This window comes from Rouxiella badensis (assembly GCF_026967515.2).
Lineage (GTDB): Bacteria > Pseudomonadota > Gammaproteobacteria > Enterobacterales > Enterobacteriaceae > Rouxiella > Rouxiella badensis.
On sequence record NZ_CP114062.1, the window covers coordinates 272,909 to 299,818 of the forward strand.

At 54.4% G+C, this 26,910-nt stretch carries 23 protein-coding genes; 12 read left to right on the plus strand and 11 right to left on the minus strand.

Going from position 1 to position 26,910, the window contains the following annotated elements; genetic code table 11:
• Positions 1-152: 152 nt before the first annotated feature.
• A complete protein-coding gene (locus O1V65_RS01460; protein ID WP_017493186.1) occupies positions 153-599 on the minus strand; it encodes a GNAT family N-acetyltransferase in 447 nt (148 codons plus the stop codon).
• 227 nt (positions 600-826) lie between these two features.
• On the opposite strand from O1V65_RS01460, the gene ypfM reads away from it, so the two are divergent.
• A complete protein-coding gene (gene ypfM, locus O1V65_RS23115; RefSeq protein ID WP_139802851.1) occupies positions 827-886 on the plus strand; it encodes a protein YpfM in 60 nt (19 codons plus the stop codon).
• Positions 887-1,202: 316 nt separating this feature from the next.
• Here ypfM and acrD read toward each other — a convergent pair whose 3' ends face one another.
• A complete protein-coding gene (gene acrD / locus O1V65_RS01465) occupies positions 1,203-4,361 on the minus strand; it encodes a multidrug efflux RND transporter permease AcrD (protein WP_084913227.1) in 3,159 nt (1,052 codons plus the stop codon).
• A 339-nt stretch (positions 4,362-4,700) separates the two neighbouring features.
• Between acrD and O1V65_RS01470 the strand changes: the two genes are divergently transcribed.
• Positions 4,701-4,976 (plus strand): winged helix-turn-helix domain-containing protein, encoded by a 276-nt coding sequence (locus O1V65_RS01470; RefSeq protein WP_017494458.1) that lies wholly within the window; start codon positions 4,701-4,703, stop codon positions 4,974-4,976.
• Between the two features lie 8 nt (positions 4,977-4,984).
• Here the strand turns inward: O1V65_RS01470 and O1V65_RS01475 are convergent, their stop codons facing one another.
• Positions 4,985-5,590: a response regulator gene (locus tag O1V65_RS01475; protein WP_038328654.1), complete on the minus strand. Its 606-nt coding sequence runs from the start codon at positions 5,588-5,590 to the stop codon at positions 4,985-4,987.
• A 294-nt stretch (positions 5,591-5,884) separates the two neighbouring features.
• On the opposite strand from O1V65_RS01475, the gene nudK reads away from it, so the two are divergent.
• On the plus strand, positions 5,885-6,460 hold the full coding sequence (gene nudK, locus O1V65_RS01480; protein ID WP_017494456.1) for a GDP-mannose pyrophosphatase NudK: 576 nt from the start codon (positions 5,885-5,887) through the stop codon (positions 6,458-6,460).
• A gap of 54 nt (positions 6,461-6,514) precedes the next feature.
• Here the strand turns inward: nudK and O1V65_RS01485 are convergent, their stop codons facing one another.
• Entirely contained in the window at positions 6,515-7,720 is a 1,206-nt protein-coding gene (locus O1V65_RS01485) for a hypothetical protein (RefSeq protein ID WP_084913226.1), read from the minus strand.
• Positions 7,721-7,992: 272 nt separating this feature from the next.
• Here O1V65_RS01485 and O1V65_RS01490 point away from each other — a divergent pair, with 272 nt between their 5' ends.
• Positions 7,993-9,066 carry a DUF1176 domain-containing protein gene (locus tag O1V65_RS01490; protein WP_192503991.1) on the plus strand — a complete coding sequence of 358 codons (1,074 nt, stop codon included), beginning with the start codon at positions 7,993-7,995 and terminating at the stop codon, positions 9,064-9,066.
• 572 nt (positions 9,067-9,638) lie between these two features.
• On the opposite strand, the gene tkt is transcribed toward O1V65_RS01490, so the two are convergent.
• The 3 genes from tkt to rpiB form a co-directional block, all read right to left on the minus strand.
• Positions 9,639-11,633, minus strand: coding sequence for a transketolase (gene tkt, locus O1V65_RS01495; RefSeq protein ID WP_269130107.1), 1,995 nt, complete (start codon positions 11,631-11,633; stop codon positions 9,639-9,641).
• Between the two features lie 16 nt (positions 11,634-11,649).
• A complete protein-coding gene (tal, locus tag O1V65_RS01500; protein ID WP_017490662.1) occupies positions 11,650-12,600 on the minus strand; it encodes a transaldolase in 951 nt (316 codons plus the stop codon).
• Positions 12,601-12,811: 211 nt separating this feature from the next.
• Positions 12,812-13,261: a ribose 5-phosphate isomerase B gene (gene rpiB / locus O1V65_RS01505; protein ID WP_017490663.1), complete on the minus strand. Its 450-nt coding sequence runs from the start codon at positions 13,259-13,261 to the stop codon at positions 12,812-12,814.
• Between the two features lie 410 nt (positions 13,262-13,671).
• Here rpiB and O1V65_RS01510 point away from each other — a divergent pair, with 410 nt between their 5' ends.
• From O1V65_RS01510 to maeB, 7 genes are all read left to right on the plus strand, one after another.
• The gene (locus O1V65_RS01510; protein WP_017490664.1) at positions 13,672-15,039 is read left to right on the plus strand and encodes an MFS transporter; all 1,368 of its coding nucleotides are present in this window, start codon (positions 13,672-13,674) and stop codon (positions 15,037-15,039) included.
• 10 nt (positions 15,040-15,049) lie between these two features.
• The gene (locus O1V65_RS01515; RefSeq protein WP_269130108.1) at positions 15,050-16,810 is read left to right on the plus strand and encodes a dihydroxyacetone kinase family protein; all 1,761 of its coding nucleotides are present in this window, start codon (positions 15,050-15,052) and stop codon (positions 16,808-16,810) included.
• Positions 16,810-17,595, plus strand: coding sequence for a triose-phosphate isomerase family protein (locus O1V65_RS01520; protein ID WP_269130109.1), 786 nt, complete (start codon positions 16,810-16,812; stop codon positions 17,593-17,595). Before O1V65_RS01515 ends, O1V65_RS01520 begins: the two co-directional genes overlap by 1 nt.
• Before the next feature lie 2 nt (positions 17,596-17,597).
• Positions 17,598-18,398: a sugar phosphate isomerase/epimerase family protein gene (locus O1V65_RS01525; RefSeq protein ID WP_017490667.1), complete on the plus strand. Its 801-nt coding sequence runs from the start codon at positions 17,598-17,600 to the stop codon at positions 18,396-18,398.
• A gap of 52 nt (positions 18,399-18,450) precedes the next feature.
• Positions 18,451-19,308, plus strand: a complete 858-nt coding sequence (locus O1V65_RS01530) for a phosphogluconate dehydrogenase C-terminal domain-containing protein (protein ID WP_017490668.1) — start codon at positions 18,451-18,453, stop codon at positions 19,306-19,308.
• A gap of 178 nt (positions 19,309-19,486) precedes the next feature.
• Positions 19,487-20,449 carry a sugar-binding transcriptional regulator gene (locus O1V65_RS01535; RefSeq protein WP_017490669.1) on the plus strand — a complete coding sequence of 321 codons (963 nt, stop codon included), beginning with the start codon at positions 19,487-19,489 and terminating at the stop codon, positions 20,447-20,449.
• A gap of 134 nt (positions 20,450-20,583) precedes the next feature.
• Positions 20,584-22,863, plus strand: a complete 2,280-nt coding sequence (gene maeB, locus O1V65_RS01540; RefSeq protein WP_165429954.1) for an NADP-dependent oxaloacetate-decarboxylating malate dehydrogenase — start codon at positions 20,584-20,586, stop codon at positions 22,861-22,863.
• Positions 22,864-22,903: 40 nt separating this feature from the next.
• On the opposite strand, the gene O1V65_RS01545 is transcribed toward maeB, so the two are convergent.
• The 3 genes from O1V65_RS01545 to amiA form a co-directional block, all read right to left on the minus strand.
• Positions 22,904-23,353: a YaiI/YqxD family protein gene (locus O1V65_RS01545; protein ID WP_017490671.1), complete on the minus strand. Its 450-nt coding sequence runs from the start codon at positions 23,351-23,353 to the stop codon at positions 22,904-22,906.
• Positions 23,353-24,276: an oxygen-dependent coproporphyrinogen oxidase gene (hemF, locus tag O1V65_RS01550; RefSeq protein WP_165428909.1), complete on the minus strand. Its 924-nt coding sequence runs from the start codon at positions 24,274-24,276 to the stop codon at positions 23,353-23,355. Before hemF ends, O1V65_RS01545 begins: the two co-directional genes overlap by 1 nt.
• A gap of 69 nt (positions 24,277-24,345) precedes the next feature.
• Complete coding sequence (gene amiA / locus O1V65_RS01555; RefSeq protein WP_017490673.1) at positions 24,346-25,230, minus strand: N-acetylmuramoyl-L-alanine amidase AmiA; 885 nt, start codon at positions 25,228-25,230, stop codon at positions 24,346-24,348.
• 296 nt (positions 25,231-25,526) lie between these two features.
• Between amiA and O1V65_RS01560 the strand changes: the two genes are divergently transcribed.
• Positions 25,527-25,952 carry a GNAT family acetyltransferase gene (locus O1V65_RS01560; RefSeq protein ID WP_017490674.1) on the plus strand — a complete coding sequence of 142 codons (426 nt, stop codon included), beginning with the start codon at positions 25,527-25,529 and terminating at the stop codon, positions 25,950-25,952.
• A 71-nt stretch (positions 25,953-26,023) separates the two neighbouring features.
• On the opposite strand, the gene O1V65_RS01565 is transcribed toward O1V65_RS01560, so the two are convergent.
• Positions 26,024-26,800, minus strand: a complete 777-nt coding sequence (locus O1V65_RS01565; protein WP_017490675.1) for an HNH endonuclease — start codon at positions 26,798-26,800, stop codon at positions 26,024-26,026.
• Positions 26,801-26,910: the final 110 nt, after the last annotated feature.

Consider the following 26,910-nt stretch of genomic DNA (forward strand, 5'->3'; position numbering starts at 1 on the left):
TAAATGTGAAATCGTCAGATTAAGGCAACAAATCAGACGAGAAAATAGCCAATTTTGAGCCGTAAGCCGCATTCTGACAGCGTTTTTGGCCCAAAAAAATGATGCTTACATAATGCTGTAAAACATCTTCAGGATCCATCCCCCATGACTCTTCACGCTAACGGCGGAATGTAGCCATTGCTGCTAAGGCGCGTCAGTGCATCGCCTTCGGCATAGGTCATGGCGGTCAGCAGCGGGTGAAAGCTAAAGCGTTTATAGAATTCGATTTTATCGGGCACCGCATAGATGATGACTTTACCGAACGGCGCGAGGTCTTGCATGATGCGCTGCATAAGGAGTTTGCCGAAGCCGCGCCCCTGGTAGTCTGGATGAATGGCCACGTCGCTGAGATAAGACGCCGAGGTAAGATCGCTAATCGCCCGTGCGGTGGCAATCAGTTTACCGTCGCAGTAGCCGAGGTAGCGAAACTGGCTGTGTTCGAATCCACGTTGCAGACTCTGTAGGTCGCGTTTATTAAGTCCGCTCAGCTCCAGAATATCGGCCAGACGCTGCCAGTCGACCGAACCAATGCTGTCATTACTGTAAATCTTAAAGCTCATGGTTATTATTCCCTCAAGGTTATCGGTTAATTCTTATTCATCAAAGATTAACCTTTCGGCTACTTCCAGGCAATGTGCCGCTAAGCTGATAATTCGGCGTAATTAATTACGCAGCACGATTCCATTACCGGTTTGAATTGCGTGATCGCCGTTTCATTATCGGAATAAACTGTTTGTCTGCTCAAATATTGCTCGTATAATCCCCAGCGTTAATCAAGGGGAGTAAAATGGTCGAGCAAGAATTAGTGAACTGGAAAGACTTTATTGACGCAATGCTGCGTGGCTAATAACCGCAGACTGCCGTGATAAAGATAATAACAAGATCCTGTCGTTGCATCAGTTTTCACCCGTGGGAACCCGATATAAACATCATCATCTTGTATAAGACTTGCTTTTAAAGAGTTGTTTAAAATACAACAAGCAGGTGATGAGAACGTTATGTGTAACTTTTTATTTTACCTGCCAAGGGAAGTAAATAAATAATCTCACTGAGAATCGTTCAATAATAAAAGGCGCTAATATTCTTAGCGCCTTTTTCATTTTTATTAATTGCCTCGGCTGAGGCAATTAATCATGTCGAGCTGATTATCCCTTTAATAAATCTCAGGATTCTGGTGCGGTGTCGATAATCTCGTTAATCAAGGTCGGTTGTTCGCCTTTCCCCGGGAAACGGCGGCGCACCAGCACGAAGAACAGCGGTACGAAGAACACGGCCAGCACCGTGGCCGAAATCATCCCACCGATAACGCCGGTACCGACCGCATGCTGACTGCCGGAGCCTGCACCTTGACTGGTCGCCATCGGCAGTACGCCGAAGATAAACGCCAGCGAGGTCATCAGGATAGGGCGCAAACGCATTCTTGAGGCTTCCAGCGTTGCCTCAAGCAGCGCCTTGCCGCGCACGTTGAGGTCGTTGGCAAATTCGACGATAAGAATGGCGTTCTTGGCCGACAGACCGATGATGGTCAGCATCCCGACCTGGAAATAAACGTCGTTTTCCAGCCCGCGCAGATAAGTCGCGATAACCGCGCCGATCACCCCGAGCGGCACGACCAGCATAACCGAGAACGGAATTGACCAGCTCTCATACAGCGCAGCCAGACACAGGAACACCACTAGCAGCGAAATCGCATACAGGGCAGGGGCCTGAGAGCCTGACAGACGCTCCTGATACGACATCCCGGTCCATTCCAGACCAATGCCGGAAGGCAGTTTAGCGACCAGCCTTTCCATTTCGTCCATCGAAGCACCGCTGCTGACGCCGTTGGCCGCCTCGCCGACAATCTCGAGCGACGAGCTGCCATTGTAACGTTCCAGACGCGGCGAACCCGTTTCCCAATGTGAGGTGGTGAAGGCCGAGAACGGCACCATGGTGCCCGCCGAGTTGCGTACAAACCATTTGTTCACGTCGTCAGGCAGCATGCGGAACGGCGCGTCGGCCTGCACGTAAACTTTTTTAACGCGGCCACGGTCAACGAAGTCATTCACGTAGGTCGAGCCCCAGGCGGTGCTGAGCGTGCTGTTGATATCAGCGATGCTCAGACCCAGCGCCTGCGCCTTGTGTTGGTCGATATCGATTTGCAGCTGTGGGCTATCGTCGAGGCCATTGTGGCGCACGCGTGAGAGCAGCGGACTCTTTGCCGCCATGTCGAGCAGCGAATCTCGCGCCGCCATGAGCTTGGCGTGGCCGAGACCCGCGTGGTCCTCAAGCTCCATATCGAAACCGGAGGAGTTACCGAGACCGTTAATCGACGGCGGGCTGCTGGCGATAATGCGTGCGTCATTGTATTTATTCTTGCTGAACTCCTTGGTCGCCCTGTCGATGATATCGAATGAGGTATTCTTGCCGGAGGTACGGTCGTCCCAGTCGGCCAGACGGACGAACATACGCGCCACGTTTTGGCCGTTACCGCCCGGTCCCGAACCCAGGGTTGAGAACACCGACAGCACGTCTTTCTTCTCTTTGGTCAGGAAGTACTGCTCGACGCGTGAGACCACATTGGTGGTTTGCTGCAGGGTCGCACCCGGCGGCAGCTGAATTTGCACGGTGAACACGCCACGGTCTTCCTGCGGCAGGAACGAGGTTGGCAGCTTGACGAACATAAAGCCGAGCGCGATAACCAGCAGCAGATATACCAGCATATAGCGGAAACCGTGATGGAGGATGCGCCCGACGCCACGCTCGTAGCGACGAGTATTCTTGTCAAACATCCGGTTAAACCAGCCAAAGAAACCGCGCTTGCTGTGGTGAAGTCCCTGCGGGATTGGCTTCAGAATAGTGGAGCACAGCGCGGGCGTGAGAGTAAGGGCGACGAATACCGAAAGTACCATCGCGGCGACAATCGTCACCGAGAACTGGCGATAGATGGCACCGGTCGTACCACCGAAGAAGGCCATTGGCACAAAAACGGCGGACAGCACCATGGTAATCCCCACCAGCGCACTCTGGATTTGCCCCATCGACTTGCGGGTGGCTTCTCGTGGCGCCAGCCCCTCTTCACTCATTACCCGTTCGACGTTTTCGACCACCACGATGGCGTCATCGACCAGAAGCCCGATAGCCAGCACCATCGCGAACATCGTCAGCGTGTTGATACTGTAGCCGAACTGATGCAGCACCACGAAGGTGCCGAGCAGTACGACCGGTACCGCGATTGTCGGGATAAGCGTGGCGCGGAAATTTTGCAGAAACAGGTACATGACCAGGAACACCAGGACTATTGCTTCAAACAGCGTTTTCACCACGTCGGTGATAGCCGCTTTAACAAAAGGCGTGGTTTCGTAGGCAATTTCGGTTTTCAGACCGTGCGGGAAATACTGCGATAGCTCTTTTATCTTGGCGCGAACCAGCGTGTCAGTCTGCACTTCGTTAGCGCCTGAGGCGAGCTGTACGCCCATCCCCGAGGCGGGTTGGCCGTTGTAGCGACTGTCGAAGTTGTAGTTCTCTGCGCCGAGCCCGACGGTCGCAACCTGCCCGAGGGTTACGTCAGAACCGTCAGCGTTGACGCGCAGCGTAATATCCCGGAACTGCTGCGGCGTTTGCAGCTGCGACTGCGCGTTGACCGTGGCGTTCAGGGCCTGCTGATCGACCGCTGGCGTGCCGCCGAGTTGGCCGACTGCCACCTGACTGTTCTGGTTTTCAATGGCAGTGACGACGTCGGCGGTAGTGAGATTGTAGTTGTTGAGCTTGTTCGGATCGAGCCAGATGCGCATCGCATACTGGGTACCATAGGCGTTGATGGTACCTACTCCGCTCACGCGGCTGATCGGGTCCTGAATATTCGAGGCAACATAGTCGGAGATATCCTGCTTGCTCATGCTGCCGTCGGTGGAGACGAAGGCCACCATCATCAGGTTGGTATCACCGGTTTTCGACACGGTCACGCCCTGAGTCTGCACCGTTTGCGGCAGACGCTTCAACGCCTGCTGTAGTTGGTTTTGTACCTGTTGGAGAGCCTCGTTAGGGTCAGTTCCGGCTTCAAAACTTAGCGTAATCTGTGACTTGCCATCGTTACTACTCTGCGACGACATGTACATCAGGTTGTCGAGGCCCGTCATGTTTTGCTCGATGATCTGGGTGACGGTATTTTCAACAATTGACGCAGAGGCCCCAGGATACTGGGCGGTGATGCGCACGTTGGGAGGCGCAAGCGCAGGATATTGTTCAACCGGCAGACTGTGGATTGAAAGCATCCCCGCCAGAGAGATAATGATCGCCAGCACCCAGGCAAAAATTGGGCGATCGATAAAAAAGTTAGCCATGTCAAAACCTCGTTACCACGCGCATCTCGATTAATAAGGCCGTGCGTGATTAACATCAGGAAAGATTAATAAATTAGCCTATTTTTATGTCATCGGTTTCAAACGTTGTGCAATTTTTTGCAACACTCGTTAGCGAATTGATGTTGCGTTAGGGGGTGAAATCAACCTCTACGCTCAAGCACTTTACCTGTAATAGCCATAGAAAACGTGGAGAAAAAAAGGAGATGGTGTAAAAAAGACATGAAGATATTGAGGTTAGCGCTTTTGTGGCCTACCGCGACTGCGCTATTTTAGAAAGTAACAATTTATTTACATGTTAGAGATGCAAAGAGGGAACCTATGCTGAATTCAGTTTTCGCCCGTCGGCTCTACCTGTGCTGGCTGATTGCAAATAATGAACGCCCTAACGTACCCAAACTGATGGCGCTCAGCGGCTGGCCCCGTCGCACGTTACAGGACGTACTAAAAGCTCTGCCGGGAATGGGCCTGGAGCTGGCCTTCGTTCAGCAGGGAGTCCGTAATAACGACGGTTACTATCAGATTGAAAGCTGGGGGCCGTTAAATCCGCAGTGGATTGACAGTCACCGCCAGCAGATTATTGGGGCTATCGAGTAAAGCGTGTCTTATGCCCTGTTTTCCAGAAACATCACGGTTGCCGCGACGCGTGAACGCACGTCGAGCTTTCTCAAAACATTGCGAATATGGACCTTTACCGTTTCTTCCGAGATAGCCAGTTCGCGCGCCACCTCTTTATTTGACTGGCCTTTGGCAACCTCATTCAGCACGCAGGTTTCGCGATCGGTCAGTTTTTCCAGCGGGTTGGTTTTATTGTTTTCCTCATCGAGGGAATTTTGGATATCCTCGCTGAGGAAGTTATTGCCGTCAGCCGTTAACAGGATTTGCTCGAGCAAGTCTTCAGGTTCGCTGTCTTTCAGCAGATAGGCGTCCGCGCCTGCGTTGATCAGGTTGGCGATATCGCAAGGGGAATCGGACACCGTCAGGATAATGATTTTGGCCCGACAGCCTTCAGCACGCAGTGCGACCAGTGTTTCAAGACCGGACATGCCGCGCATGTTTAAATCGAGAACGATCGCGTCGATGTCGGCCATACGTGCCGCGGCCAGCGCCTCTTCGCCGCTGTTGGCCTTGGCGACCACGTGCAGGCGGGGTGATTTGCTCAACAGCTGCTCTACGGCGCGGATCATCAGCGGGTGATCGTCAACAATCATCACGCTGTAGTTTTTGGCAGACGCCGTTGCGATAGCCGGGTGACTCAGCGACGTGTGCTGCGACGAGACGCCGCCTACTGAGGAGGGGAAAACGGTTAACGATTTTTCTGAATAGGGGAAATTTTGGTCTGCCATGCGACTGCTCCATTTTGCATGCTACTTTCATCCATCCCTATGAGCATACTGCCTATGCAATTTTTATCAATGTTAGGAACATTGGTACCTAACTATTCTTTCTCATTTTTTACCTGCATTTTACGATGAGTAAATTGTTGTAACTTAATCAGAGGCGATATGTCCGCTAAAATTGAAATCATCAATAACAAACTGCTCTCAGACAATTGGTTCACGCTGCGCAACTACACCTATGATTTAGTCAGGAAAGATGGAAGCACAGTCCGCCATAAGCGCGAAGTTTACGATCGCGGCAATGGTGCCACTATTTTGCTTTACAACCGCCCTAAACAAAGCGTGCTGCTGGTTAAGCAGTTCCGCATTCCAACCTATCTCAACGATAATAATCACGGCATGCTGATCGAGACCTGCGCTGGGCTGCTCGACGAGGACTCACCCGAGGACTGCATCCGTAAAGAGGCTATCGAAGAGACTGGTTTTCAGGTTCGTGAGGTGGAGAAGCTGTTCGAGCTGTATATGTCTCCCGGTGGCGTGACCGAGTTGATTCACTTCTTTGCCGCCGAGTATGACGAGGAAAGCCGCAGTAACCACGGCGGTGGCGTGGAGGACGAAGACATCGAGGTGCTGGAAGTGCCGTTTACCCAGGCGCTGGAGATGGTTAAAAACGGCGAAATTAAAGATGGAAAAGCGGTCATTCTGCTGCAATACGCGAAGATTAACGGACTGCTGGATTGAGACCGGCTCTGACCGCAGGCCGCTTGGGCCTCGGTCAGAGGTAAAATCGCGACGTTATTGTGGCAGGGTAAGCGGAACGCCCCCCTGATGCTGGGTTCGCACCGCCCAAGGCAGCACAGACCAGCTGGTTCCTTCGCAGTCGCGCATCGCACGTGCAAACGACGGCCCAAAATGGATCCCCTTGGGGGTTAAATACCACGACGGGTAATACCAGATTTCAGCATCACTATAGTCACAGTCATCGTTACCCTTAGGTTTTTGCATCTCGCTCGGATAAAGCTGTTTAAACTGTGAAATCAGCCACGGGGCAAAATTCTTTTCACGATAGGTCGAGTAATCGTCAAAACTGACGCCATTATTGCCACGTTCGTCATGATCTTCGGCGTACATGTAGTGAAAGGGCTTCTCTTTGCCAATCCACAAAATATCTTCCAGCGACAGCGGTGCGCCCGTTTTAGCATTGAGATTAAGCGGGGAGTCACCAAAGTCCGGATGCGCGCCGCCGCAGCTGTAGCTGGTGGAAATCTTAACGCTGACCACCGTCGATGAGAGTAGCTCCGGGGTCACGCTCTGTTCAAATTCACCGCTGCCAAACTGGCTTGCACCGAGCATACAGCTATGATAATCAATCACTTCCTGCCACAGTCTGGCCATCAGACGCTGGTTGATTTCTTTGAGCTGAGCCTCGGGATACCCAGAGGCGAGGGTGAACAAAGACACGCCGGACTGCGGTTCATGCCACCACTGCAACGGATAATCCATAAAAGTCTGCTCTTTGCCTTTCTCCAGCTGTAGATTGCTCAGGCGTAGATATTCGTAAGGAGAGTCGTGGATGAGCTTGGTCAGGAAAGGATCTGCATTTGTTTCGGGTAACTGCGCCGGGGTCAACTCTATCGGCATGATTTTTCCCTGAGGATTAGACCAGGTTCCCTGCCAGCCTGATTTTCCGTCTGACTGTAATCTGAGAGTCGGGCGCGGCGTATCGTTAAAGTCGTCGGTACCTTCCTGCAAACTCAGCTCACCGTCTTCTTCTGTGCCGTTTAGCGGCAGGTCAAGATGATATTTCTCGTAGAAATAACGTCCCGTAATGGCTTCAGGCTTGTTGAGGTCGAGTTCCATGACCACGGCGGAGCGGCCAATGGTTCCTGTCAGCACAACGGGAGGTTCTTCCGCCATGGCTGAGGCAGACAGCAGAGAGAGCATAAGCAGGATTATCTTTGTTTTTATTGTCAGTAAACTAAAGTCGTTACCTTTCGCCATCCCTAAATATACCTTTTGAAAATATGACCGATGCTAACGGATAGAATATCAGCTTAGGGTGTTCTTAAGCGTATAACACCGCAACAAAACGTGTTTATTACCTCATCTGTGAAACTATTTCACTGCTTTACCACAATGTTTGAGGCTTTTTATGACGTAATCAAGTCTATCCATTTCTATTTACTGGTAAAAAAATGATGCTTTTCGGGCAGAGTCTTTGCACAGCTTAGGTTAATATCTAAAGGTTTACTTCGTAAAAGAGCTTAAATGTAATGATACCCAATTGGATGGCTACGCCGCTGCTGTTAATGGCAACCTTGATGACCGGCTACGTTCACGCTGATCCGCTGCAGCGAATTTACAACGATTGGCAGGTCAGTTGCGACAACCTGAACCACTGCTCTGCGAGAAGCTCGCAGGACAGCCAGGGACTTGTGCTGCAACTCACTCGCGATGCCGGACCGGAAGGACGGGCCAGCGTCAGTATCGATTATCAACGCAACAGTGACGAGCAGAGTTCGGATATTGCGATAGCCAACCGCTTGACGCTTAACGGCAAAACGCTCAATTTTAACCGCCGCGAATGGGACGTGAGCAAGAAGCATATTGCCAGCATCAACCGGGTGGTGGTGAACGAATTCGTCAATTCAATCCGCGACGGCAGTAGCATTCAGCTGAGCGGCAAGCTGGACTCTCAGCAGAGCACGCGCCCGAGCATCTCACTGAATGGTTTAAAGGCTGCGCTGTTAGCCATTGACCAGCAGCAGTCGCGCGAAGGCACCAAAACCGCCTGGGCCAGCCGGGGCAACAAAGCGGCCTCTACGGTACCGCCTGCGCCTGCCGCGCCTTTGCTACCGCATTTCAACGAGCCGCATCCGCTGACTGACGGAGAAATCTCGGCCATTACGCAAAATACTGCGACCAATATCGAGAATAACGACTGTAGCCTCGATCCCTCCGAACGCGAGGTTCACCTGTTCCCGCTCAGCAATGAAAAGGCGCTAATGACGGTGAATTGCGATATGGGGGCCTATAACCTTTACGTGCTGGGCTATATCGTGTCGCGTCAGGCACCGTATAAGTCAGACAATCTGGTACTGAACATGCCGTTCAAATCGGGTGACGACGACCAGCCGCCGGAGTTGATCAACGCCGATTTTGACGAGAAGACCGGCATCCTCTCCATCTTTGACAAGGGCAGAGGACTCGGCGACTGCGGTGTGTCCTCACGCTGGCTATTTGACGGCAAAGCCTTCCGCCTTGCGGCGTATGCGTCAGAGCCAAGCTGTGACGGATACAGTAAGAGTGGCCAGTGGCCGGTGCTGTGGGTGACGAGATCCCAGTAAATACGGGGGGGATTTCTGGGTTGCGACCCAGAGGCGCTTTTTGGGTCAAGGTTTTAAGATCTCAACGTCTTTAAGGTCAAAAGCACGCGCTTTGTCTTTAAGGTCAAAAGCACGTGCCTTGCACGCTGGGCGCTGGCCCAGACCAGCCAAGGGGCCTTCCCAGGCCAAGGCCCCTTGGAACCCCACGCCTTGTTATTTTTGCATGTGTCTTGCCAGCCGATGAGTTTGTTTCAGATGCTTGCGCACGTGGCGTAGGCCGCGCCGCTTCGCGGTTCCGAGCCAAACGCGTCTCGTCACGCTTCGCCCGGCGCAGCCCCGAATCCGCCAACAATCCTCTTAAATAAAAACCGGCAACCTTGCGGTCAAATCCACGCACGGTCAGACCAAAATTCTTTGTGTTTTTCAAATCGGAAAAGCGCCTCGGAGTTAAAGGGCGTTGACCTCAAGGCAGGTTAGGCAGCCGCCCGATCACCGCCGTCCCCCCCAGGCCGTGCGCCCAGCACAAAAAAAGCCCCGGTTTTCACCGAGGCCTTTATCACTGCCTTAAAAAGCAATTTTGCAATAAAAAGTAATTACTTAAGAAGGGATTGCGCCTTCGCAACAATATTATCCACCGTGAACCCGAACTCTTTAAACAGCAGGTCCGCAGGCGCTGACTCACCGAAGGTGGTCATACCGACGATTGCGCCGTTCAGGCCAACGTATTTGTACCAGTAGTCCGCGATACCCGCCTCAACCGCAACGCGCGCGGCAACGGCTTTCGGCAGCACTGATTCGCGGTAAGCGGCGTCCTGCTTGTCGAACGCGTCGGTGGACGGCAGAGAGACCACGCGCACTTTGGTGCCCGCCGCGGCCAGCTTGTCGGCCGCTTCTACAGTGATACCCACTTCAGAACCGGTCGCAATCAGGATAACCTCTGGCGTACCTTCGCTGTCCTTCAGGATATACCCCCCGCGCGCCACGTTCGCCAGCTGCTCGGCGGTACGCGGTTGCTGGGTCAGGTTCTGACGGGAGAAGATCAGGGTCGTCGGACCGTCGTTGCGCTCGATAGCGTATTTCCACGCTACCGCGGACTCAACCTGGTCGGCTGGACGCCACAGGCTCATGTTCGGGGTCACACGCAGGCTGGCCAGCTGTTCAACCGGCTGGTGCGTCGGGCCGTCTTCGCCCAGACCGATAGAGTCGTGGGTGTAAACGAAGATGTTGCGGATTTTCATCAGCGCGGCCATACGTACGGCGTTACGCGCGTATTCCACGAACATCAGGAAGGTTGCGGTGTAAGGCAGGAAACCGCCGTGCAGCGCAATACCGTTGCTGATCGCGGTCATGCCGAACTCGCGCACGCCGTAGTGAATGTAGTTACCGGCCAAATCCTCACCGATGGACTTCGAGCCAGACCACATGGTCAGGTTGCTCGGTGCCAGGTCAGCGGAGCCGCCCAGGAATTCCGGTAGGATCTTACCGAAAGCTTCCAGCGTATTTTGCGAGGCTTTACGGCTGGCGATGTTAGCGGGCTTGGCCTGCAAACCTTCAATGAATTTCTGCGATTCAGCCTGCCAGTCGGTTGGCAGCTTGCCATTCACGCGGCGTTCGAACTCGGCAGCCAGTTCTGGATGCGCTTTCGCATAGGCGGCGAACTTGTCGTTCCACGCGGCTTCTTTTGCTTTACCGGCTTCTTTCGCGTCCCACTGAGCGTAGATGTCCTGTGGAATTTCAAATGGTGGATAGTTCCAGCCAATCGCTTTACGGGTTGCCGCGACTTCGTCTGCACCCAGCGCAGCGCCGTGCACTTCATGTGTACCGGCCTTGTTCGGTGAACCGAAACCGATGATGGTTTTGCACAGGATCAGTGTCGGCTTATCAGTCACCTTGTGGGATTCTTCGATAGCTGCCTTAATAGCCTCTGGGTTGTGACCATCAACGTGGCGGATCACATGCCAGCCATAGGCTTCAAAACGTGCCGCGGTATCGTCGGTGAACCAGCCTTCTACGTGGCCGTCGATGGAGATGCCGTTGTCATCGTAGAACGCGGTCAGTTTGCCGAGCTTCATGGTACCGGCGAGTGAACAGGCTTCGTGCGAGATACCTTCCATCATACAGCCGTCGCCCAGGAAGGCGTAGGTGTGGTGGTTGACGATATCGTGGTTTTCACGGTTGAACTGCGCCGCCAGGGTGCGTTCTGCAATCGCAAAGCCCACGGCGTTCGCAATACCCTGACCCAGCGGGCCGGTGGTGGTTTCAACGCCTGGGGTGTAGCCGTACTCCGGGTGACCTGGGGTCTTGGAGTGCAGCTGACGGAAGTTTTCCAACTCGGTGATAGGCAGGTCATAGCCGGTGAGGTGAAGCAGGCTGTAAATCAGCATCGACCCGTGACCGTTTGACAGCACGAAGCGGTCGCGGTCGGCCCAGTGTGGGTTGGTCGGGTTGTGGTTCAGGTAATCACGCCACAGGACTTCGGCGATGTCGGCCATGCCCATAGGGGCACCAGGGTGGCCGGAATTCGCTTTCTGCACGGCGTCCATGCTGAGTGCGCGGATAGCGTTCGCAAGCTCTTTACGAGAGGACATGTTCTACTCCAGTTAATTACAGTTGAGCGGACAGCATATCTTCCAGCTTCTGCTGGTCGACAGCGAACAAACGAATGCCTTCAGACAGCTTCTCAACCGCCATTGGGTCTTGGTTATGCTGCCAGCGAAACTCTTCTTCGGCCAATGGCGCTGGCTGATGGAATGCTTCGGTAGACGGGGTTAATTTACGTTCAACCGGACCGGTGGCATTTTTCAGTTCTTCCAGCAGGTTCGGGGAAATAGTCAGACGATCGCAACCGGCCAGAGCCAGGATCTGCTCAACTTTACGGAAGCTGGCACCCATGATCACGGTCTGATAGCGGTGTTCTTTATAGTACTTGTAGATGTCGGTCACGGACTTCACGCCCGGATCTTTCGCCACGTCGTAGGCTGCGTTTGGCTCTTTGGCTTTGTACCAGTCGTAGATACGGCCCACGAAAGGAGAAATCAGATAAACGCCGGCTTCAGCACAGGCGCGGGCCTGAGCAAACGAAAATAGCAGCGTCAGGTTACAGTTGATGCCTTCTTTTTCCAGCTCTTCCGCCGCTTTGATGCCTTCCCAGGTCGAGGCAAGCTTGATCAGAATACGCGATTTATCAATGCCATGATCGGCATACATGCCGATAAGCTTACGTGCTTTCGCTACGCACATGCCGCGGTCGAACGACAGACGGGCATCGACTTCGGTAGAGATACGGCCCGGAACGCTTTTAAGGATCTCGAGACCGATGTTCACGGCCAGTTTGTCCGACGCATTGATAATTTGCGTTTCCTTGCTTCCGCCTTGCTTGCGGGCGTATTCAAGGGCTTCTTTGATAAGAGGTTGGTATTGAGGGATGTCGGCAGCTTTGAGAATCAGCGAAGGGTTGGTGGTAGCGTCTTGAGGTTCAAAATGGCGAATGGATTCGATGTCGCCGCTGTCCGCTACTACGGTCGTTAGCTGTTTAAGTGCGTCTAACTGGTTCATCTCTAGCTCCTTAAGAAGAATCGATACAGCAAAATGTCGTTACGTTTTAATTAGAGTACATAGACTGCATCATTTTATTAACACATTGAATGCGCTTTTTCTGATTGTTGTGATGGGCCAGAACTATGGCTTTAGAATTCAACAGGTTATAATTACCTGTCGGCGGACCCCAGAAAGGACAAACGGTTGGGGCCCGCTGAATGCAGAAATATTACGCGTTCTTCAATCCTTCATAATAGCCAATTTTCTCAACTTTGCTGGTAGAGCCGCCGCCCTCGAAGTTCGAGGCCAGCCAGGCGGCAACGATCGATTTTGCTAATTCCGGCCCGATCACGCGCGCGCCAAGGGTTATCACCTGCGCATCGTTGCTCTTGCGGGCGCGCTCGGCCGAATAGGTGTCGTGGCACTGAGCGGCGCGAATGCCGGGAACCTTGTTGGCCACGATGCTCATCCCGATGCCGGTACCGCAGAGCAAAATGCCGCGCTCAAATTTTCCTTCTTTAATAGCCGTTGCCACGGTGAAGGCAATATCCGGATAAAGCGGGTTATTGGCATCCTGACTGTAATCGACGACTTCTATTCCTTGCTGCTGAACAAAAGCTTTCACGATGTTTTTCAATTCAATAGCCGCATCATCGGCTCCAATCGCGATAGGTAACATAATTTCTCCTTCCTAATTAATAGGTTATGACTGGTGAAGGGCTTCAGGGCATCTAACGCGACGTCCAATCCCGCGCTGTGACAGCCGGTGCTTTTCAGCAGCGCGCAGCGAGTAAAGGCACAATATCGCAAATTCAATCATATGTTCAATAGATGTTCATTTGTTTTGTGATGAATGATCTAAATCATCGTCTGCGAAGTAAATGTATTGAACAAAAACCTGAGTAAACTCTGAGTTAAGGGGTTTTGAACGCCTTTTTGAGTCGCGTCACACTTTTAACACGGCGAGATAGGCAAGTTCACATGAAGAGGGTAGTGTTCATATGTTCACATAATGAATTAATGAACAATGCGAGCCAGGCGCTTCTCAGATAAAGCTTTGCCTGCCTAAGGGCAGAAGGAGTCAGAAAAATGATAACGATTTCACCAACAATACCAGGGGCCGCCGAGAAGTCGGCTATCCGCAAGATTTGCTTGCGTTTAGTGCCGTTCGTGGCGCTGATGTTCTTTATTAACTTCCTTGACCGCACCGCCATTTCCTTTGCAGGCCCGAACGGCATGATTAGCGATCTGGGGATCCAGGTGGCTCAGTTTGGTCTGGCCTCTGGCGTTTTCTTTATCGGTTATATCCTGCTTGAAGTCCCGAGCAATCTGGCGCTGCACCGCTACGGCGCTCGTCGCTGGCTGGCACGCATTATGGTGTCTTGGGGTATCGTCTCTCTGCTGTTTACCTGGGTGAGCAGCGTTCAGGGACTTTACGGACTGCGCCTGCTGCTCGGCGTGGCCGAAGCGGGTTTCTTCCCTGGTGCTATCTTTTTCCTCAGCGCCTGGGTTCCTGCACGCTATCGCAGCAAAATTCTTGCTCTGTTTTACCTCGCACAACCGTTAACCGTGGTATTCGGCGCACCGCTGGCAGCATGGCTCATCAACCAGCATGGACTGTTTGGTCTGGCAGGCTGGCGGGTGATGTTCCTCGGCGTCTCGATTCCGGCCATTTTGGCGGGTATCGTGGCGTGGTTTTATCTGGTGGATAAACCTAAAGACGCGAAATGGCTGACCTCCGAAGAACGGCTATGGCTCGAAACCGAACTCCAGAAAGAAGAGTCTGGTAAGAAAAATATTCATGGCCATCAGGGGCTGAAAGCTGCCTTCACCAGCGGTCGCGTGTGGATGCTGTGCATGATTTACTTCGGATTTGTCTACGGCCTCTATGCGCTGGCATTTTTCCTGCCGACGATTATCGGCGGTTTCCAGCAGCAGTTCGGCGTGACTTTCAGCATCCTGCAAAAAGGTCTGATCACCGGTATTCCTTATCTGATTGCCGCGGTGGTGATGTTCTTCTGGTCGCGTGACGCCTCAAAACGCGGCTGCAAAACCTGGCATATCGCCATCCCGGCATTGGTCGGCGGGATAAGCGTGCCGCTGGCGCTGTACATGGACTCACCGGCCGCCACCATTGCCGTGATAACCATCACCGCCTGCTCAATCTTCGCCGCGTTGCCGAATTTCTGGACCCTGCCAACGCAGTTCCTTTCCGGCGCTTCAGCCGCCGCGGCCGTTGCACTGATTAACACCCTCGGTAACGTGGCCGGTTTCTCTGCCGGGTATGTCACCGGTGCGCTGCATGACGCAACCTCGAGCTATACGGTTCCGATGATGGTCGTCGGCGGATTCATGCTGCTCTCTGCTCTGTTGATGGTGCTGCTGCGCGCCACTCAGCGTCCGGCTAAGCCGCTGCCAACCCCACTGAAAGACCCGAATTCGCCAAAGGCGGCATAGGAGAAGTGAGATGACTTATTTATTCAATAAACCCTCGGCGTTTGCCAATGAGCTGATCGAAGGATTCGTTGCGGCCCACGCTGCAAAGGTTCGGCAGGTACCAGGCGGGGTTGTCAGAAGCACACGCAGTGAACCCGGCAGCGTTGCCGTGGTGATTGGCGGCGGGTCGGGCCACTATCCGGCGTTTGCAGGATTGGTCGGACAAGGGCTGGCACACGGTGCGGCGATGGGGAACCTGTTTGCCTCGCCGTCTGCCCAGCAAATATGCTCGGTTGCGCGCGCGGCCAACAACGGCGGCGGCGTGCTGCTGACTTTTGGTAACTATGCGGGCGACGTGCTGCATTTTGGGCTGGCGCGTGACCGGTTAATCTCGGAAGGGATTCCCTGTGAAATCGTGCTGGTGACTGACGATATCTCCAGCGCCAGCAAAGAAGAACGTGAAAAACGCCGAGGCGTAGCGGGCGATCTGGTGGTGTTCAAGGCTGCGTCGGTTGCCGCCGAGCAGGGCCATTCTCTGCAAGAGGTTACTCGCATCGCTCGCCTTGCCAATCAGCGCATTCGCTCGTTCGGCGTGGCGTTTAGCGGCTGTACGTTGCCGGGAGCCGATCGTCCGCTGTTCAGCGTCCCGCACGGGAAAATGGCCTTGGGGATGGGGATTCACGGCGAACCGGGCATCGGTGAGTCTGATATTCCTACCGCCGACGAGCTGGCCGAAGTGCTGGTGAAACGCCTGCTGGACGAACTGCCAGACGACATCGCCAATGCCAAGGGACAGCGCGTCGGCGTCATCCTGAACGGTCTGGGCTCGGTGAAGTATGAAGAGCTGTTTGTGGTTTATCGCCGTATTGCGCAATTACTGGACGAAGCCGGAATTGTCGCGGTAGATGCGGAAGTTGGCGAATTTGTGACTAGTTTTAATATGGCGGGTGCCTCTCTGACGCTGTTCTGGCTGGACGATGAGCTGGAACCACTGTGGCGCGCGCCTGCCGATGCCCCAGCGTTCAGAAAAGGGTCGGTTAGGGCCGCTGAACCGCTGGAAGCACAGCAAATCGACGTCGCGTTGGCGACCACCGTGCCGCCTGCCAGCGTGGAGTCCAAAAAGGCCGCACAGTGCCTGCTCGGTGTTTTGAATACGCTGGCGCAAACCATTGTGACCCATGCCGATGAGCTGGGGCGTATCGACGCCGTTGCCGGTGACGGTGACCACGGAATTGGCATGGAGCGTGGGGCGCTTGCCGCCGCCGAGAAAGCCGCCGAGATGCAGCTGCGCGGTGCCGGTGCCGGCACGCTGTTGCAACAGGCCGCCGACGCCTGGGCCGACCGGGCCGGAGGTACTTCAGGGGCACTCTGGGGGCTGGCGCTCAACGCGCTGGGTACGGTAATTGGCGATGAAAAATACCCGGATGCGCACACTGTCGCCGAGGGCGTTAGCAAGGCCAAAGACGGCATCATGCATTTTGGCAAGGCGAAGGTTGGCGATAAAACGCTGGTCGACGTCCTTGTTCCTTTCAGCGATACCCTGAGTGCCTGCGTGGCGCGCGGAGACGAGTTTGGTCTCGCCTGGCAGCAGGCGGCGCAGGAGGCTGAGGTGCAGGCCAGGGCGACAGCTAATCTGCGCCCGAAAGTGGGGCGCGCAAGGCCGTTGGCCGAGAAGAGCCTGGGCACGCCTGATGCCGGCGCGGTTTCGCTTTCACTGATCGTTAATGCGCTGCTGCCGCTGTTCACCGGCAACGCCAGGGACAACGTTAAACCTCACGAGGAGCAGTTTTAATGAAACCACAACTGACGCTGGGCGTTAGCCTAAAAATGTACTTAGGCTATCAGCAGACCCTCGAATGGTCGCGGCAGATAGCGGAAATCGTCGGCCATCATCCGGCAGCGCAGCAAGGTCAGGTTGAGCTGTTTGTATTCCCGTCTTTACCGGCGATTGCCCCCACGCTTGAGGCGTTTCGCGGCACGGTAATGAAGGTCGGTGCACAGAATATGTTTTGGGAAGACGCCGGTGCCTACACCGGTGAAGTCAGCGGCGCGATGCTGCATGAAATGGGCTGCGGTTATGTCGAAATCGGCCACGCCGAACGCCGCCGCTATTTTGCTGAAACCGATAAGCAAATTGCCGATAAAACCACGGCTGCGCTGCGCAATCAGCTGATCCCGGTCATTTGCATCGGTGAGGCCGAACGCTGCTCCGCCGCGCAGGCCATTGAACAGGCCGTCGAACAGGCGCATCAGGCGCTTGGCCCGGCAGAAAAACAAGGGCTGAGCGGTGACGCAATCCTCGCCTATGAGCCGCAGTGGGCCATCGGCGCGAAAGAGCCTGCCTCAGCAGATTTTATAGGGGAAGTTTGTCAGGGGTTGGCGCAGCGTCTGGTGGGCGGGGCCAGCGGCGAGCGTCGGGTGATTTACGGCGGCAGCGCCGGTCCCGGCTTGCTCTCTCAGCTTGGCAGCAGAACGGGCGGCCTGTTTCTCGGCCGTTTCTCGCACCAGCCGGCGGCCTATAAAGCCATCCTTGATGAAGCATTGATTTTCTTGAACAACCAGGCTGACAGGAGCTAACGATGGCCATTGGACTCAGCACCTACGCCTATTTCTGGCGACTGTCAGACCGCGTTCCCGAACCGATGGGCCTCGACGCGATGCTGGAAAATACCGCCGAGTTGGGCGGAAAGGTATTTCAGATTTGCGATTACCCAAAAATCGAGACGCTGTCGGTCGATGGCCTCGAGCAGCTGAGACAGCGCGCCGAGTCGCTCGGTGTGGTGCTCGAGCTCGGCACACGCGGGCTGAAGGCCGAACACCTCGAACGCTATCTGCAACTGGCGCAGGCGCTGAATGCCAAAATCCTGCGCTCGATGTTTAACGGTCCCGACTCGCGCCCGACGCTTGCTGAGGCGCAGCAGCAGCTGGCGCACATTTTGCCGGCGTTTGAACGCAGCGAAGTCGCGCTGTGCATTGAGACCTACGAGCAGGTGCCGACCGCCAGTAATTTGGCGGTAGTGAAACATTTTAACTCGCCGTGGCTGGGGATTTGTCTGGATCCCGCCAACTGCGTTGCCGCGCTGGAGACGCCCAAAGAGGTGATCGCCAGTACCGCGCCTTACGTGCTGAATCTGCACGTAAAAGATTTTGCGTTTTCGCGCCGCGATGGCTGGGTCGGCTTTACCTTCGCGGGCTGTCCGCTGGGGGAAGGGTTGCTCGACTACGACGCGATGATAGCGGAAGTGAAGCCGCAGGCACGGGGGATAAACCAGATTATCGAGCACTGGCTGCCGTGGCAGGAAGATGCCGCATCAACCTGTGCTTTAGAAGACGCGTGGACGCGTCACAATCTCGAATTTTTGCTGTCCCGCCAATCTTGAAAGCGGGTTTTACAACTTTATATAAATTCAATTTTTAAGTGAGGAAGGCATCATGACGACGACTCTGAAAACAATTACCGTAATAGGCGCTGGCGGCAAAATGGGCATGCGTATCTCTGCCAACTTCCAGAACAGCCGCTATCAGGTGTTTTACTGTGAGAATTCACCGCATGCGCAGATGCAGGTACAGGCTCAGGGTCGTGAAATCTCCGACGCCGACAGCGTCGTCCGCCATAGCGATGTGGTTATCCTCGCCGTGCCGGATATCGCACTGGGTGCGGTTTCCACCGCCATTGTGCCGAAAATGAAGGCTGGAGCGGTGTTACTGACCCTCGACCCGGCGGCCGCTTATGCCAATCTGATAGCCCAGCGCGCCGACATCAAATACGCCGTCGCGCACCCGTGTCACCCGTCGGTGTTTCTTGACCGTTACACCAAGGAAGAGCATGCCGATGCCTTCGGCGGCGTGGCGGCGGTTCAGCACGTGGCGGCCTCCTACGAGCAGGGCAGCGATGCCGATCGCGCCGAGCTGGCGAAGGTGGTGAGCGTCATGTACGGACCGGTGGAGCAGGTGCACTGGGTGACCGTTAAACAGCTGGCTTACCTGGAGCCAACGCTGGTGGAAACTGTGGCCTGTATGGTCGGTTCATTCATGAAAGAGGCACTCGACGAAACCGTGAAGTCGTGCGGCGTACCGGAAGAAGCAGCGAAGGCGATGCTTTATGGCCACATCCAGATTGCCCTCGCCGTGGCCTTCCGCAGCACCAACCCGTTCTCCGACGCCTGTATGATAGCGATGGAGTACGGCCGTGAAAAAATCATCAAGGAAGACTGGAAGCAGATTTTCGACGAGAAAGAGCTGGATATCGTCATTGCGCGGATGCTGAAAATCGATGCCATCAAGCGCTGATTGAGACGTTTACTGCCCAGAGCGCAGGTCATCATGGCCTGCGCTCTCCTCAAACCCCCCGCTTTGTGCCTCCTTTTTCCCGCCTCGTTATGCCATGCTGTCGTTATGTCTTTATCTAGGCAATAATCGTTGATTAGCGTATAAAAAGGCAGAATTTGCCAGGAGAATTGAGCCCCGGATGGAAAAGCAAACTGTCATTCAAGATAACGAACTGCTGACTGAGATTGCCGTCGCTTACTATCAGGACGAAATAACTCAGGAAGAGATCGCTAAAAAATTTGGGATCTCGCGCATCAAGGTCGGACGCCTGCTTAAGCGGGCGAAAGAAGAGGGCATCGTCGAGATCAACGTTCGCTATCATCCCGTTTTCAGCACCCGTCTTGAACAGCAGATGATGGAACGTTTTCCGATTAAACGTGCGCTGATTGCCCTCGACCATCAGGACGAAGACGAACAGCGTCGTCAGGTCGCGGCGCTGGTCTCGAACTATCTGGCCTCGACGCTGAAAGATCAAACGGTAATTACCGTCGGGCAGGGGCGCAACGTGGCGGCGATTGCCGATCATCCGGGCAGCATGCCGGAGCGTCAGTGCAAGTTTATCTGTGGAATTGGCGGTACCCATCGTCCCGGTGATTCGATTAACGCCGACCACATCAGCCGTCGGCTGGCGAAGAAGTTCGGTGGCATTAGCGAAACGCTTTACGCGCCTGCCTACGTTGAGGAGAAGTCCCAGCGTGAAGCGCTGATGCGTAATGGCACCATCAACGAAACGCTGGACCGTGCCCGCAAGGCGGACATCGCGCTGGTCGGCATTGGCGATATGAACGAAAACAGCTACATGGTCAAGCTGGGCTGGTTTACGCCGCATGAAATCATCGATGCCAACCTCAATCAAGGCGTGATCGGCGACGTAGCCGGTTATGACTTTTTCAACGCCCAGGGCCAGCACGTGGATACGGTGATGAACGAACGCGTTATTGGCCTCAGCATCGACGAACTGCGCCAGATTCCCTGCGTGATTGCCATCGCCTCCGAGAATACCAAGGCGCTGGCGATTCTTGGCGCGTTGCGCACTGGCGCTATCGACATTATCGCTACCTCAGCGCTGAATATCCGCACCATTCTCAATATGTCTCAGTAGTTTCTCGCTTGCCCAGTCTCTCTCGGGCAAGCTGTTTTTCCGCTTTTCGAGCCGCTTCAAGGTTTACCTTTTTTTGCTCCTTATACTGGTTAACTGGAATTTCTCAGTCCCTGCATAATAAAAAGGAACCGATGATGGACGATCAGTTGAAGCAGAGTGCGCTCGATTTTCATGAGTTTCCCGTTCCCGGCAAGATTCAGGTTTCCCCGACCAAGCCTTTGGCGACCCAGCGCGACCTCGCACTTGCCTATTCACCGGGCGTGGCCGCGCCGTGCCTGGAGATAGAAAAAGATCCGCTGGCGGCCTACAAATACACGGCTAAAGGCAACTTGGTTGGCGTGATTTCCAACGGCACGGCGGTGCTGGGACTGGGCAATATTGGCGCGCTGGCCGGTAAGCCGGTGATGGAAGGCAAGGGCGTGCTGTTTAAGAAATTCGCCGGTATCGACGTGTTTGATATCGAGATTGACCAAAACGATCCGGATAAACTGATCGACGCGATTGCCTCGCTGGAACCGACCTTCGGCGGCATCAACCTTGAGGACATCAAGGCACCGGAGTGCTTCTACATCGAGAGAAAACTGCGTGAGCGGATGAATATTCCGGTATTTCACGACGATCAGCACGGCACGGCGATTATCTGTACCGCTGCGGTGCTCAACGGTCTGCGCATCGTCAACAAAGACATTGCCGACGTCAGACTGGTGGTTTCCGGCGCCGGTGCTTCGGCGATTGCCTGTCTGAATTTGCTGGTCGCACTGGGCCTCAAACTCGAAAATATCACCGCCTGTGATTCGCGTGGCGTTATTTACAAGGGCCGCGAAGAAAATATGGCCGAAACCAAGGCAGCCTACGCCATCGAGGACAACGGGCAACGCAGCCTGAGCGACGCTATTCCCGATGCCGATATCTTTCTCGGCTGCTCCGGTCCCGGCGTATTGACGCAGGAGATGGTCAAAACTATGGCCGCCAGCCCGTTAATTCTGGCATTGGCTAATCCTGAACCCGAAATTTTGCCGCCGCTGGCAAAAGCGGTGCGGCCTGACGCCATTATCTGTACCGGCCGTTCCGACTATCCCAATCAGGTTAACAACGTGCTCTGCTTCCCGTTTATTTTTCGCGGTGCGCTCGACGTAGGGGCGACGACGATTAACGAGGAGATGAAGCTCGCCTGCGTGCATGCGATTGCAGATCTGGCGTTGGCCGAACAGAACGACGTGGTGGCCTCGGCCTACGGCGAAGAAGAGTTGTCGTTCGGGCCTGACTACATTATCCCAAAACCCTTTGACCCTCGACTCATCGTCAATATCGCGCCTGCGGTGGCCAAAGCAGCGATGGACTCTGGCGTTGCCACGCGTCCGATAAAAGATTTTGACGCCTACAAAGAGAAGCTGAGCGAATTCGTCTATAAAACCAACCTGTTCATGAAGCCAATTTTCTCGCAGGCGAAAAAAGAGCCGAAAAGGGTGGTGTTTGCCGAGGGTGAAGAGGCGCGCGTGTTGCACGCTACGCAGGAGATTATCTCGCTCGGATTGGCGAAACCGATTCTGGTCGGCAGGCCGAACGTCATCGAAATGCGCATTAAAAAGCTGGGGCTGCAAATTGAGGCGGGGCGTGATTTTGCCGTGGTGAATAACGAGTCCGACCCGCGTTTTAACGAGTACTGGAGCGAATACTACCAGTTGATGAAGCGTAAAGGGGTCTCGCAGGAGCAGGCGCGGCGTGCGGTTATTGGCAATCCGACGCTGATTGCCGCCATCATGCTGCTGCGTGGTGAAACCGATGCGATGATCTGCGGCACCATCGGCACTTATCATGAACATTACGAGGTGGTGGAGAAAGTGTTTGGCTTCCGTGAGGGCGTGCGGGTGGCGGGGGCGATGAACGCGCTGCTGCTGCCCAGCGGCAATACTTTTATCACCGACACCTATGTTAACGAAGATCCGACCGCTGAGCAGTTAGCCGAGATAACGTTGCTGGCGGCTGAAACGGTGCGCCGCTTTGGTATCGAGCCGAAAGTCGCTCTGCTGTCGCATTCCAGCTTCGGCACCTCAAACGGTGAGACGGCCTGCAAGATGCGTCGCACCCTGGAGCTGGTCAACAGGCTCGCACCGGGTCTGGAGATTGACGGTGAAATGCACGGCGACGCCGCGCTGGTCGAGAGCATCCGCCACGACTTGATGCCCGACAGCCCACTCAAGGGGGCGGCGAATATCCTGATTATGCCTAATATGGAGGCGGCGCGGATAAGCTATAACCTGCTGCGGGTGACGAGTTCAGAGGGGGTAACCGTCGGACCGGTGTTGATGGGCGTGGCGAAACCGGTGCATATTCTGACGCCGATAGCGTCGGTGCGGCGCATTGTTAACATGGTTGCGTTAGCGGTGGTCGAAGCGCAGACAGAACCGCTTTAATCTGCTAGCTCCCCCGTCGAGAGGGGAGCCAAAATCAGCGCTATTTCTTTGCCAGCACCAGCCACTTGTCGAGTTCGTTGGCGAACTGCTGGCGGTCGCGCTGGTTGAGCACAGGAGGGCCACCGGTCTGCACGCCGCTGGCGCGCAGGGTATCCATAAAATCACGCATATTCAGGCGCTCACGAATGGTTTCGGGGGTGTAACGCTCGCCGCGCGGGTTGAGCGCCATACCGCCTTTCTCAATGACTTCCGCCGCCAAAGGGATATCGGCGGTTATCACTAGATCCCCGGTCTCGACGCGCTTAACAATCTCGTTATCGGCGACGTCAAACCCTGCCTCAACGCGCAGCGTGCGCAGGAAACGCGAAGGCGGCGTGCGGATTATCTGGTTGGCGACCAGCGTGACCATCACCCCGGTACGCTCCGCGGCGCGGAACAGCACTTCCTTGATGACGTTCGGACAAGCGTCGGCATCGACCCAGATTTGCATTATTCAGACTCCGCCAGCCAGTCGCGAACCGGCAGAAAATCGCGATAAAGCGCTGCTTCCGGGCTGTTTTCGTCCGGCTCGAAGCCGTATTCCCAGCGCACCAGCGGCGGCATCGACATCAAGATTGATTCAGTCCGCCCCCCGGTTTGCAGCCCGAAAAGGGTACCACGGTCCCACACCAGATTGAACTCAACGTAGCGACCCCGGCGATAAAGCTGGAATTCGCGCTCGCGCTCGCCCCAGGTCAGTGTCTTACGGCGTTCGACAATCGGCAGATAGGCGTCTGTGAAGCCGTTGGCGACGGCCTGCATGAAGGCAAAGCAGTGTGCAAAGTCAGGGCTATTGAGGTCATCGAAGAACAGACCGCCTATCCCGCGCGCCTCGTTGCGGTGCTTGATGAAGAAGTAGTCGTCGCACCATTTTTTATATTTCGAATAGACGTCGTCGCCGAAGGGTTGGCACAGATCTGCTGCCGTCTGGTGCCAGTGACGCGCATCTTCTTCGAAGCCGTAATAAGGGGTGAGGTCGAAGCCACCGCCGAACCACCATACCGGGGCTTCACCGGGTTTTTCGGCAATAAAGAAGCGCACGTTGGCGTGGCTGGTGGGAATATAGGGGCTTAACGGGTGGATAACCAGCGAGACGCCCATCGCCTGAAAACTGCGCCCGGCGAGCTCTGGACGGTGTGCGGTGGCAGAGGCCGGTAAGGTCGCACCGGAAACATGAGAGAAATTAACGCCCGCCTGTTCAAATATCGCACCGCCGGTCAATACCCGGCTTTGGCCGCCGCCGCCTTCTTCTCTGACCCATTGGTCCTGTTTGAACTGTGCGCGGCCATCAACGGCACTCAGCTTTTGACAGATTTGGTCTTGCAGCGACAGCAGAAAGGCTTTTACTTGGTTAATATCGGGTAATTGATTCACGGGCAAACTCGTAGGCTTTCGGACAAATAGGGCATTATTATACCCTTATTTGTCCGCAGGTTTGCACCATCAGCGCGGAATTCGTTCGTGAGCGTCGAAATAGGCGAAGAAATTCACGATGCCTTGAGAAATGGCCAGCGCAATTTCCTGGCGGAAGGCGGTGGTATTCAGCAACTGCTCTTCCTGATGATTAGTAATAAACGAGGTTTCAACCAATATCGACGGAATCGACGGGGATTTCAGCACCGCGAACGCCGCCTGTTCCGTCTGCTGGCTGTGCAGATGGTGGATAGGACGAATTCTGTCGAGCACGTGATGGCCCAGCGTCAGGCTGTTTTTGATAGTGTCGGTTTGCACCAGATCAAACAAGACCTGTTGAAGATAGTTGTTGTCGGCTTCCTTATACTTGGCACCGGCGACCAAGTCGGCGTCGTTCTCTTTCTTGGACATGTAACGGGCCATCGCGCTGGTCGCACCGCGATTGGAAAGGGCAAACACTGACGCCCCGCTGGCTTCCGGGCTGGTGTAACCATCGGCATGAATTGAAACAAATAAATCGGCCTGATGCTCGTGCGCAATCTCAACCCGCTGATAAAGCGGAATGAAATGGTCAGAATCACGGGTCAGTTTCACCTCGATATTGGGGTGACTTTGCAGGTGCTGACGCACGTAGTTGGCGATTTCCAGCACCACATGTTTCTCTTCCGAGCCTTCATGACCGATGGCGCCGGAGTCGATTCCACCGTGGCCGGGATCGATCATCACCAGCTTTTTAGCGCCAGGCGGTTTTGGCTTAGGGGCCGTTTTCGTGATGTGTTCGGCCTGCTGGGCCTGTGCAAACCGGCTACCAAATGCGCCAAATGCCAGCCCAAGACCGCTAAGGAGCACCTGACGTCGCGTGGCTGAACGAGGAAGCGGTTGGAAATGAAGAAACTTGTTGAGTGGATTTAGCATCTGTCCGCAGCCCTTTTTAATAGCAGAATGCGGATGTTATATAGTATCCATTCAGCATAATCGAGATGAGAACTATTGCTGTTTATTAACAAAGTGTGCGTTTTTAACATTTTATCAGTCTGATATTTTCCTGATTTTTAGCTTTTGCCTGTCTTAATCATCAACATTAAGGCGAAAAAGCGTGTAATTCGGCGAAAAAAATTATCTTGATAGGCTAAAAGCGGCCATTTTGATATTGCGTATCAAGCAGATCACGCGATAATCAATTAAGAACTCATTTACAGCGGCGAACAGTGATGGAAATTCGCGTATTTAAACAAGAAGATTTTGAAGAAGTGCTGACCCTTTGGGAGCGCTGTGACCTATTGCGTCCCTGGAACGATCCCGAGCTGGATATTGAACGCAAGCTAAACCACGACCCAGAACTGTTTCTGGTCGCCGAAGTGAGCGGCGTTGTGGCGGGAACCGTGATGGGTGGCTACGACGGCCATCGCGGATCGGCCTATTATCTTGGCGTTCACCCCGAGTATCGCGGACGCGGCATTGCCAATGCGCTGATGAACCGTCTGGAGAAAAAACTGATTGCCCGCGGCTGCCCTAAAATTCAGCTGATGGTTCGTGCAGAGAACGATGCTGTGATTAGCATGTATGAAAAACTGGATTACGAAGTGGTGGAGAGTATCAGCCTGGGTAAACGACTGATTGTTGACCAGGAATACTGATCGCGATTCATCCTGCCGGGGCTGTGCTTTCAGTGGCCGTCATCAGCCCCGGAACGCGGAGGGTAAACGCATTACCCATAAGGATACGAATTTTCATTGTGCCACTGAAGCGCCTCCAGACTGGGGATATCCTCCTGATTCTCTGGCCTGTTTAGCGGCCTGTTATGCAAGGTTTCATATTCCGTTCCCCGCAATTTCTCAGACACTACCACCCGCAGCGTATCCGGCGTAATACCAATTAGCCCAAGGTCAAACAGGGTGTGAATATCTGCGCGCAGCAGCAGACCATTATTGACCTTGTTGGTGTGCTCGCCCCTGTAGGGATGAATGTGCGCCGCTTCAAGCAGTTCGGTCACCTTACATCCCGTCACAGCACACTGTCCCTGATAGGCCCCCAGCAGCGCTTTGCGAAATCGCGACTGACCCTGACGGCGAATGATCGAACGCAATACCTTTTTTCTCTCGTCTTCAACGTGTTGGGCGCTAAATTCATCTTGCGCGTCGCCGTTTTCGACCGATTGCAGCGGATCATCCTCCAGGCATTCTTCATCATTGGCGCTGTAAGACTGGATTTCGGCGTTGGTCGGTATCAGAGAGTCGCGATTTTCGGGAGGTGGGAGGATAGTGCTTAAAATCAGGGTGATAGGCGTATCGCCAAGGGTGTTTTTGTAGTGCCGTCGTCCGTTGGTTTTATCCTCCGTCACAAATAACCACATCGACTGGTTCTCGCGTGGTCGGAAGACGCCCGTTTTTATGCGAGCGTCCGCCAGAGTAAAGAGATACTTAAGATCTTCACGCGTGTAGATGTTGCCAACAACAAGGCTCTGAGGGTTCGGAATATTTTCCATTGTCGCTATGCCACATGGCCTGGGTGTGAATGATAATAATTATTAACCTAGCAGCCTTTACAGTGAATACAAGGGCACGGCGGGGGGAGAGGGGCAACGGGAAGAACGTG

Bases quoted from the DNA above. Each gene is read 5' to 3' on its own strand.
- O1V65_RS01460 (WP_017493186.1), bottom strand. From the start codon at position 599: ATGAGCTTTAAGATTTACAGTAATGACAGCATTGGTTCGGTCGACTGG.
- acrD (WP_084913227.1), bottom strand. From the start codon at position 4,361: ATGGCTAACTTTTTTATCGATCGCCCAATTTTTGCCTGGGTGCTGGCG.
- O1V65_RS01470 (WP_017494458.1), top strand. From the start codon at position 4,701: ATGCTGAATTCAGTTTTCGCCCGTCGGCTCTACCTGTGCTGGCTGATT.
- O1V65_RS01475 (WP_038328654.1), bottom strand. From the start codon at position 5,590: ATGATTGTTGACGATCACCCGCTGATGATCCGCGCCGTAGAGCAGCTG.
- nudK (WP_017494456.1), top strand. From the start codon at position 5,885: ATGTCCGCTAAAATTGAAATCATCAATAACAAACTGCTCTCAGACAAT.
- O1V65_RS01485 (WP_084913226.1), bottom strand. From the start codon at position 7,720: ATGGCGAAAGGTAACGACTTTAGTTTACTGACAATAAAAACAAAGATA.
- O1V65_RS01490 (WP_192503991.1), top strand. From the start codon at position 7,993: ATGATACCCAATTGGATGGCTACGCCGCTGCTGTTAATGGCAACCTTG.
- tkt (WP_269130107.1), bottom strand. From the start codon at position 11,633: ATGTCCTCTCGTAAAGAGCTTGCGAACGCTATCCGCGCACTCAGCATG.
- tal (WP_017490662.1), bottom strand. From the start codon at position 12,600: ATGAACCAGTTAGACGCACTTAAACAGCTAACGACCGTAGTAGCGGAC.
- rpiB (WP_017490663.1), bottom strand. From the start codon at position 13,261: ATGTTACCTATCGCGATTGGAGCCGATGATGCGGCTATTGAATTGAAA.
- O1V65_RS01510 (WP_017490664.1), top strand. From the start codon at position 13,672: ATGATAACGATTTCACCAACAATACCAGGGGCCGCCGAGAAGTCGGCT.
- O1V65_RS01515 (WP_269130108.1), top strand. From the start codon at position 15,050: ATGACTTATTTATTCAATAAACCCTCGGCGTTTGCCAATGAGCTGATC.
- O1V65_RS01520 (WP_269130109.1), top strand. From the start codon at position 16,810: ATGAAACCACAACTGACGCTGGGCGTTAGCCTAAAAATGTACTTAGGC.
- O1V65_RS01525 (WP_017490667.1), top strand. From the start codon at position 17,598: ATGGCCATTGGACTCAGCACCTACGCCTATTTCTGGCGACTGTCAGAC.
- O1V65_RS01530 (WP_017490668.1), top strand. From the start codon at position 18,451: ATGACGACGACTCTGAAAACAATTACCGTAATAGGCGCTGGCGGCAAA.
- O1V65_RS01535 (WP_017490669.1), top strand. From the start codon at position 19,487: ATGGAAAAGCAAACTGTCATTCAAGATAACGAACTGCTGACTGAGATT.
- maeB (WP_165429954.1), top strand. From the start codon at position 20,584: ATGGACGATCAGTTGAAGCAGAGTGCGCTCGATTTTCATGAGTTTCCC.
- O1V65_RS01545 (WP_017490671.1), bottom strand. From the start codon at position 23,353: ATGCAAATCTGGGTCGATGCCGACGCTTGTCCGAACGTCATCAAGGAA.
- amiA (WP_017490673.1), bottom strand. From the start codon at position 25,230: ATGCTAAATCCACTCAACAAGTTTCTTCATTTCCAACCGCTTCCTCGT.
- O1V65_RS01560 (WP_017490674.1), top strand. From the start codon at position 25,527: ATGGAAATTCGCGTATTTAAACAAGAAGATTTTGAAGAAGTGCTGACC.
- O1V65_RS01565 (WP_017490675.1), bottom strand. From the start codon at position 26,800: ATGGAAAATATTCCGAACCCTCAGAGCCTTGTTGTTGGCAACATCTAC.